This is a genomic window from Vibrio sagamiensis NBRC 104589, assembly GCF_007990935.1.
GTDB lineage: Bacteria > Pseudomonadota > Gammaproteobacteria > Enterobacterales > Vibrionaceae > Vibrio > Vibrio sagamiensis.
In genome coordinates this window covers 1-8,441 of record NZ_BJXJ01000068.1, presented here as the reverse complement: position 1 = coordinate 8,441, position 8,441 = coordinate 1, and the positions used below count along the sequence as shown (strand labels likewise).

Sequence of the window (8,441 nt, the reverse complement as noted above, 5' to 3'; positions counted from 1 at the left end):
GACGTGCTAACGCCGATCTCGGCAAGCACGTCTTTGCGTCAGAGAGGGGGTGAACTCAGTTTTAAACCCTGCAACTTGCCTTACTTTTCCTCATGCATAGAGTACCGACAAAGTAGCTAAATGTTCTAATCCGAAACAGGCTAACCTTCAATCGCACTTACGCACGAATATGTTGTTCAACTATTTCTAAAATATTGAATAATAGAGAACTAAAGGGAAGTTTTTGATTGATAACATGCCTTGAATTGGAAGCAATATGTGCTTGCACGGTTTTCAGCTAGTAATTAGATTCAAGCTTAATTATATGCATAAATTTCAGTTGGTTAGATAGGTTTCTTGAGATATGCTGAATATATAAATTCGTGCTGACATGATATTAAAATATTATACGTAATCGAAGGAATCAACATGATCGTCATATATGGAATTAAACATAATTTAAACCCAGTCAAAGCTGAACTATCCAATATTATTCAGCGTTGTATGGGATCTGTTCTTGGTTTACCCAAAGATAAACGTGCTCATCGCTTTATTCCAATGGAAAAAGAGGACTTCTATTATCCTAGGGGCAGAACGGATGCTTATACGGTTATTGAAATCAATATGATGGAAGGCCGTAAAGTCGAAACAAAAAAGGCATTAATCAAGTCTCTGTTCAAGGATATTGAAAGTGGTCTTGGTATCTCACCTGTTGATGTTGAAATTATCATCAAGGAACAACCAACTCATTGTTGGGGTTTTCGCGGGATCACTGGTGATGAAGTTAACGATCTGAAGTACAAGGTAAACGTATGACAAGGCACTCAAACTGACCTCCAACATGTGGCATTTTTGCTTCGCAAAAGTGTAGCCACATGTTTGCGGCAGCGTTAGCTATTTATAGGAATTGTTGTGATAGATAAAACTGAGCTAGTTGATTGTTACAAGAGTGTTTTATTAACGCTAATTGATAGCAAAATTGATGAATTAAAATTTTACGTAAGCCAGAAGGCTTTTTCCCATATGACTATATCTGTTGCCTTTTGGCATTATGACATGCATTGGAATATATGGAATAAGGATGGGCTGAACTTTGTCCAACACAATCGAGTCTCACATGGTGAGTTTATTATTCTTTCTGATTTTGAAAGAGGTAATAAGAATGTATCAAAACTCCGAGACATCATGGAAAGTTGGGAGGAAGAGGAGCTTTCAGGCGATGAAGATGAAGATATTAAACTATTGATTAGGATTGCGCACGAATCACTCGCTTTGGCGATAGAAAGTGATGAAATTAAGCCATTATTTCTAGACATCTTAAAAGAAAACCCTTCATTTGAAGAAGCCCCTTTCAATTCTATGGTTCGTATTGAAGATGAAGAAGGTGTGTTTGACGTTAACTTTCTTGATTTCTTGAAAAAATAGCTAACAAACGTTTAAGACTCAAGATACTTTTTCTAATGTTCACGGAAAGAGTTATAGCTTCGCCCTAACTCACTTTTGTCCAAAATTGAGTTAGGCAGGGTAGACTAAAATATGAGCTTGATGCACCTCAGTATTTCATTCAATTGAAAGTTTACTCGTTCCCATCTCAGAATTACACTCTTGTACCTGCAAGTGCATAAATTGTGTTAGATAACCACCAATTGTATTGGAAACTACTTATATCTAAAAAAATACCGATACTTGGCCAGAGTTTGCATCTTCCGTTTTTGATGATACTAATAATATCTCGTAGCTAAAATCATTTGGATTCATATGAATACTAAGAGAACGTAAGCAAGTATTCATAATAAGCAAGTCATTTAATTCACTAATTTTATTCATAGTTTCTCTACCGGCAGAGTATCCTGGACCGTAGTTATAATTGTGCTCATGAGGGGCTTGTTGCAACAACCTCCTTAATATGCACCAAGAGTGTTATAACAAAGCATCTGTCTTATTTATTAACTGAGCTCTAACTTCCATGAGCGCGAATCCTAAAAGATTGAGGCCTTTCCACGTATTTGGGTTCTCAGATGCTGGATTATCTTGTGCCAACCCAATACCCCATATTTGATCTACCGGGCTAGCTTCAACCAATACTCTATCTCCGGTACTTATCAAAAATTCCTTTAGATCCAAATTTTGAGAGAACTTTGCCAAATTAGCCTTTACCACGATGTCGAATCGCTTCTCATGCCATAACTCTTGCTCGAAGCCAATTACCTCACGGCCAATAGCTTTAGCTTCTCTTGGATTGCTAGCAGAGAGAATTTTATTGCACGCTGTATTATCACCAAACAACCTAGCTTTGTGGTACATCATGTAGTGTTCGGCCGTGATATAATCATTACCATCTTCTTCGAATGTTGAGTAAAACCATTGGCTAAAGCAACTCTTTGTGACTTGGCCGCCTTTTCCATGATGCCCCCAGAAAAAGACATACTTCACCTTATTTCCGTGGTTTACAAAATCCACAAGTTCTTCTCTTGTTCTAATCTTCAATTTTTCTATTCTCTTCCAATATTAGATGTATGCGCACATTTAACGTTGCAAAGTACTAAGGCGGCCATGCGGGCGCCTTAGAAAAGGAGCAAAGCTTTCGTGACTAATTTAGCTTAGTAAGAAGTGAGTTTATGTTTTGTAAATTACATCTTCCATGTCTTCTATAGGGGAGCCATATTGGTCAGTATGTGAAAAAAGGATTTCATATGACTTTGCCCCAATAAATTCTTTCAATGTATTCATACCATTGCCTTGTTATGTATTCTTTCGATACACAGCCTTTAATTAAGCACTCACTATCTCTAATAGCGTAATCAAAGTGGGCCAATTTGACTTTTGGTTACGTCGTGATGAGCCGAAACTAAGGGTGCATGAGAGATCCGCCTTCCTCAATGAACTCATCAATATCTTTGGAATTTACGCATGAAAAGAGGTGCTCAGATGGGTACCTCAAACACATCTTCAATTTTTGCAACAAGCCCTCAACAATATCAATTGAGAGTTGTCTCTTCATCCAATTCAACAATATTAATTATTTTTTCCAGATGGCTCATAAATTCAGCTTGTTGCTCTTCATCTGCGGCATAAAAAACGGAGTAATAATTATCATGCTTACTATACAAATCCCATCTTTCGTTACTTTCAATTCCAATATTTATTAACGGGGATATTGCTCTGTCTTTGAGACCGTTTTTAAAGGTAAAATCAAAAATTTCATTTTTATAATTCAGATTAGGGTTAAATGGATAAACCTTAACATTAGGTATATTTTCTGCCCGAGCCATCTTAAAAGCGATTAATATACCAGCTCCTGGGCCTACTAGTGCCCAAGGGCCGAGAATCAAAACTGCGACCACTCCAATGCCAATCCCTAAAAAGCCAGAATAGCGTAAAAAGGTATAGAAAAAATCTGGAAGTAGTGTGATTTCCGTTACGATGATACCTTTCTCTGTTAACCTAACGGTTTGCTCTATATCTGGGTCATTTGCATAATAAGCATGAAAACAAATTATAGCGGGGAAAACCAAAACGATAAGAACATTAAAAAATGGTAAATCAGCTACTCCAAATCCAACCCAAAGAGTAAGAGCAAATAACGTCGCCATCATACCATATGACAGAAAATCTGTTGGCATTTGTCTTATCAACTTGAATTCATATAGTGTTTTTGACTCTAGAGTCTCTTGGTGTTTTTTTTGGACATACCCTTCAGTGAGGGGAGGAAGTTCGTCTAATGATATATACATATCCGGTTTACCTTAACTTTTAACCTATGACGCTAAAATAGCCGAGAAACAGAGTAGAGTTCTCGGCGTGCTAAATTAAGCTCTTTGAATTAACCTAATTTAGGAATTTGGAATTCAACAAAGTGTTTGCCTGTCAGATAGGAGACCGCTTGTTCATTTGAATTTTCCATAACTTTAAGTTCTTTAATACCTGCGCGCCCCTGGCTTTGATATCCCATTGTCAATAGTTCTTCTTTATCATCAGAGATTACGCCTATTGAATCCATAAAATATGGATTTTTCATTGTACGTCTAACAAAGATATTTATTTTGTCTTGCTGAACAAAATCAACTCCTTGTGCAACGATTGCTGTTACAGTTTTCAAAATATTTTTCCCATTTTTTTGTTCCTGTAAAACGAAAGACAGTCGATTTGTGTTAGGTTCATTTTTGACATTATTATCCATATCTTTCACTTTGGCTAATAACTCTTCTTCCACTGAGTTTTCTGAAAGTATGTTTTTGTCTTCATTAGTTGCTGAGTTCTTACTTTTTGGCACGCCCCATGAAATCTTCCCTATATTCTCTACCGTCAATGTTTGATAGTCATTTAAACTATTTCCTGTACCTATACATAATGTAAATACATCTTCTTCATAACTATTAGGGATATATACCGAAACAACAACTGCAAAAAATACTTGAGCGCTGTTACTGTGCCTAGAAGTGATATTTTGTCTATGGAATTGATAATGTATGGTCGGTTGATTGATAATTTGTACAAGATCATGAAATTCCTCTACCGCATTTCGATCATGTTTGGGCTCTTTCCCCCAAATACAATGTTTGAGCCACTTTTCATACGGGGTCTTATGCTGTAGTGCTATAACAAGGCTGATAACAAGATAAGCAGCAGCTCCCCAGAAATTAAATGCGAAAGCAGTGCCTGATAGAACAGACACCAGCCGAACTGACCCAAACCGAACCATTAGAGAACGAATGGCGGTCCCCCCCCAAGATGCCCCTTGTGCTGCTAGCGCTACAAACTTTCCCAAATATAAAGTGCTTTCAAAGAAATCATCTGATTTTTTTATTTCTCCAATAACCTGAAAGCCTTCAAGGCCAGCAGCAATTACACCGGCAACACTAGCAATCAATGATTGTTTTATTAATTGCTTAGCAGTAACCATTTTGGCTGACGTCCCCGATTCAATATCTGAAAACTTCAGTCTCATAAGCTTCTTATCAGACTCAATGTTATTCAAAGAGACGGCTCGGACTGTGGCCCCTACATTATTAATAAACCATGCTGCGCTATAAGCAACGGTCATTTCTTCTTCTTTAGTATCTTTAAATGGCGCTGAATTTAATGCATCTTTTAGATCTGTTCCCGTGTTAATGAGATTAATAATATTCAAAGAGGCAACAACAAAATCCATTCGACCAATAGCATCGAATGCCGTATTCAATTTTTTAAAAGAAACTGGTTCACTGTGGGAATCACTCATATATTCTTGGAATACAGTGGTACTTTTATTTACGTGGTAACCAATTGCTTCATCAATACTTTGAAGATTTTTCTTTGCCATCTCATGAGCTTGACTACCAGGTTCTGTCGCATGTAAAAAAGCCCTTTGTTCTTTGGCTTCACTCAGCAAATGATGATAATTAGAATTGGCTGCTTTCTGCTCATTAATAATATTCTTATTGAGTGTTACTGTGCCTTTATCCAACGCAATTTGTCCCCAAAGAGCTATTGAAGTGCTTCGAGCTGCTTGTTTACTACCTAGCTTTAACAATATATTTATGGTTTTAAAACGCAATGAACGTATCTCATTTAATCCTTTATCTCCTCTTTTAATTGCCCATTGTTCTAGATTATTGATACGTTCTTCCATAGGCATTATTAAATTTTTTGTAGCCTTAAAGACCCCAGAGCTTTCACCATTAAATCCAACAACATCATTAAAAGCAGATAGGAAACCTGCAATGGGTACTCGGTTATTATTAAGTACTTCAGGAAGAGCTAGCGTGTCAAACATGCGTTCTAATTCTACGAACGTCTCCTCACTAAAAAAGTAAGTCGATATACCCACTATGTTACTTTTTGGATCGTCAACCAAAGATTCTATTTTTTTATGAATGGCTTCGACATTATCTTTATCAGCAGGTTCCAGTTTATCCAGACACTGAATCCCCATCGTCATTTGGTCCAGTATGCTGCTCACTAGTCTACTTAATACGATTTGCACGCCTGCTTTGTGATCATCTAATCCAAAATGAGTTGGCTTAGGGCCCAGTATTTGTAAAGCATCAATTAAAATGGGTAAATCACGCTCAATGCTACTTACGCATTTAGATCTGGTGCTAAGGTACTCTTGGTAAAAAACATCTAAGTCTTTCCAGTTTACCTGAGAGTGCGCTTTTCGCCGTTTTATGTACTCTGGCAGTCGTGCTTTAAGTAAAGCCTCATCTATTCCATTTTCTGTAAGCCTCGACAAAGCCGCTGGATAAGCTTTTCTAAAGGTCTCGGCCTCTGCTGCTTTTGCTGAATAGTAATTTTGTGCCGTACTGCTGTATTTACTTAAAACATATTGCGAATAATGGTGTTCTAAACATGTGTCTATGTCTTGTTCAACAGATATCCACTTAGAAGAATCTATTTTATTAAGGATCTTTTTCGGGATGGATATTCGAACCATGGAACGCACGGTTTCTGCTATCACCACTTTTCTTTGCGCTTCTTCATTTAACAATATTGGTAAAATCGATTGAGAAAGCCTTAAATGCAAATCCGTAATATCTGCAATAGGATCATCTAGAGCAACAAAATGGTGTTCAGAGGTGGTTGGAACCAGATATTGATAGTCTTCATGGATTTTTTGCATTAAAGATGAAATTAATCCAGGCTCGCCCTCTTCTTTATCTTCATCATCTACTTCAACTGAAGCACTGGTCCAATTAAATATGGAAAGATCTTTTTCCTTCCCGACATCTGCAACATAATTCTCAATATCATGTATGGATGCACGATGCTCTTCAGCGTTCGGGTCACGTAAAATGGTTGTTCGGACTTCTTCATCTGTAACATAAATATCTTGTATTCTTTGCGTCCAACGTTGGATAGAAAAACCAATATAACAAGGTCGATCAGTTGGATACAGTAAGTATGAAACAGGTTTTTCAGCCGTTGCATTAGCTCTTTCTTCAACAGTATTTCCGACATAACGATATAATTCACTTTTAGTAACTTCATATTCAGAAACCGACCATTCTTCTGTTTCTGGATCTTGTGAAAGTAAGTACAACCAGCCGTCCCGAAGTTGACGTAGGGTATATGGAACCTTGTCAGAGCGGAAAATACCGCCTGTGAAAATGGTTTTGTCCTCAATTTTATTGACACCTTCAATGACCTCATTTTTTAAAGTCTCAGGATCACACACATCTATGGCATAACGGATTGGAGCTATGGCACCAAAACCTGTATCTGCAGAACGAGCAATAGTCACAACAGGAAAAGCCATGGCACTGACGGCTTTACGAATAACAAATAACCAAGGTGCTACGTAATCACCACTCGTCGGATAAAATACATCGAGAGAATGGTTAAAATCTTTCGCTAGTTCTTCAAGATAAACTTTTTGTCCAACTTCTAACTTGCGTTCTTTTCCTTTCCAATAAGGGTTCAGCTCATAGATTTCTTCAAGAGATAGGCCAGATTTATCGGCAATTTTTATTAGAGTGTCGCCTTGTTCAATTTGATGGTGCTTTCTTGAACCTGGGCCACCAACCAACGGCGTTAGTTTACTCATATCCAGCAATATGCCATTCTCATTGAGAAATGCTTTATCGATGCTTTGCATGGCATCATCGTCTAGAGGTTCACGGCTATAGAGTAAATATTGATCAGTAACCGTTTGGCCACCTTTTTCAGAGATGGCTAGAATGAAGTCAAAAGAATATTCACTTAGCAGCTCAGTATTCATTGCTCCATCTATACTTCTTGTGATGTGAAACCTATTATTTGATTTATCACTAAATCGGTATTCATGAACTAATTTACCCTCTAAAAAATGATAGATATAGCCCTCAGTGGGAAGGCCAAGTACTTTCCCAGTTTGAATAGCAGGGCGAATTGGCATGAAGGTTTCAGTAATAGTCAGCTTGTCTTTTTCTTGAGGCGTAATGTCTTCAATACCAAAATCAGTCGTTGACTGATTGCGCCAACCAATGGAAAACTTTTTCTTTTCTTCCTTTTTTACCTGAGCAACACATTGTGTGTATTGACCGGCAGCAGAGACGTTCCATTGTGTGATACGGTCTTCTTGTTGTGATTTACCCAACATTTTTTCTATTTGAGTCATGACCGCACTTTTAAATAGGTCTACATGACAAGCAAAAGTGACCCCATAAGCAAACATAGGTTCTTCTTCCTGCTCTTGAAAAGCTTTTTCTACGGGCTCGATGGGCTTTTCTTCTCTAACACATTGGTAGGCAGCTGAGGTTTTGGGCGCACACCTAGGGTATTTTAAATTCATTATAAACTCGAAATCAAAGACAAATATGCTTCTATTTTAATCACTTCATCATGTTAAAGCTTTAGTTAACATACCGTTATTACTAGTTTTTTTTACTATATCGTTAGAGTAAGTGACATCTATCTTTGATTGGTATGTCTGTGTTGATTGCAGAAATTGAATAAGGGCACTGGTTACGTCGTGATGAACCGAAGCTGATGGTGCAGGAGAG

General features: G+C 37.6%; 6 protein-coding genes and 1 pseudogene. 3 read left to right on the top strand and 4 right to left on the bottom strand.

From position 1 onward, the window contains the following. The first annotated feature begins 408 nt into the window (after positions 1-408). Together VSA01S_RS18760 and VSA01S_RS18755 are read left to right on the top strand one after the other, a co-directional pair. Entirely contained in the window at positions 409-795 is a 387-nt protein-coding gene (locus VSA01S_RS18760; protein WP_039982712.1) for a tautomerase family protein, read from the top strand. Positions 796-891: 96 nt separating this feature from the next. Further along, positions 892-1,404: a hypothetical protein gene (locus VSA01S_RS18755; protein WP_039982711.1), complete on the top strand. Its 513-nt coding sequence runs from the start codon at positions 892-894 to the stop codon at positions 1,402-1,404. Positions 1,405-1,647: 243 nt separating this feature from the next. Here the strand turns inward: VSA01S_RS18755 and VSA01S_RS18750 are convergent, their stop codons facing one another. Together VSA01S_RS18750 and ybiA are read right to left on the bottom strand one after the other, a co-directional pair. After that, a complete protein-coding gene (locus VSA01S_RS18750; protein ID WP_039982710.1) occupies positions 1,648-1,872 on the bottom strand; it encodes a hypothetical protein in 225 nt (74 codons plus the stop codon). Between the two features lie 27 nt (positions 1,873-1,899). Further along, positions 1,900-2,466: a riboflavin biosynthesis intermediates N-glycosidase gene (gene ybiA, locus VSA01S_RS18745; protein WP_219727220.1), complete on the bottom strand. Its 567-nt coding sequence runs from the start codon at positions 2,464-2,466 to the stop codon at positions 1,900-1,902. A gap of 322 nt (positions 2,467-2,788) precedes the next feature. On the opposite strand from ybiA, the pseudogene VSA01S_RS20395 reads away from it, so the two are divergent. After that, a pseudogene (locus VSA01S_RS20395) lies at positions 2,789-2,893 on the top strand (IS6 family transposase); the annotation flags it as partial. Between the two features lie 64 nt (positions 2,894-2,957). On the opposite strand, the gene VSA01S_RS18735 reads toward VSA01S_RS20395, so the two are convergent. Both VSA01S_RS18735 and VSA01S_RS18730 read right to left on the bottom strand, forming a co-directional pair. Continuing rightward, positions 2,958-3,713 (bottom strand): immunity protein TsiV2 protein, encoded by a 756-nt coding sequence (locus tag VSA01S_RS18735; RefSeq protein WP_039982708.1) that lies wholly within the window; start codon positions 3,711-3,713, stop codon positions 2,958-2,960. A gap of 89 nt (positions 3,714-3,802) precedes the next feature. Continuing rightward, positions 3,803-8,230, bottom strand: coding sequence for a LysM peptidoglycan-binding domain-containing protein (locus VSA01S_RS18730; RefSeq protein ID WP_039982707.1), 4,428 nt, complete (start codon positions 8,228-8,230; stop codon positions 3,803-3,805). Positions 8,231-8,441 lie beyond the last annotated feature (211 nt).

What these genes read in the sequence shown, in the direction of transcription:
- VSA01S_RS18730 (WP_039982707.1), bottom strand. Translation starts at nt 8,230, where the DNA reads ATGAATTTAAAATACCCTAGGTGTGCGCCCAAAACCTCAGCTGCCTAC.
- VSA01S_RS18735 (WP_039982708.1), bottom strand. Translation starts at nt 3,713, where the DNA reads ATGTATATATCATTAGACGAACTTCCTCCCCTCACTGAAGGGTATGTC.
- VSA01S_RS18760 (WP_039982712.1), top strand. Translation starts at nt 409, where the DNA reads ATGATCGTCATATATGGAATTAAACATAATTTAAACCCAGTCAAAGCT.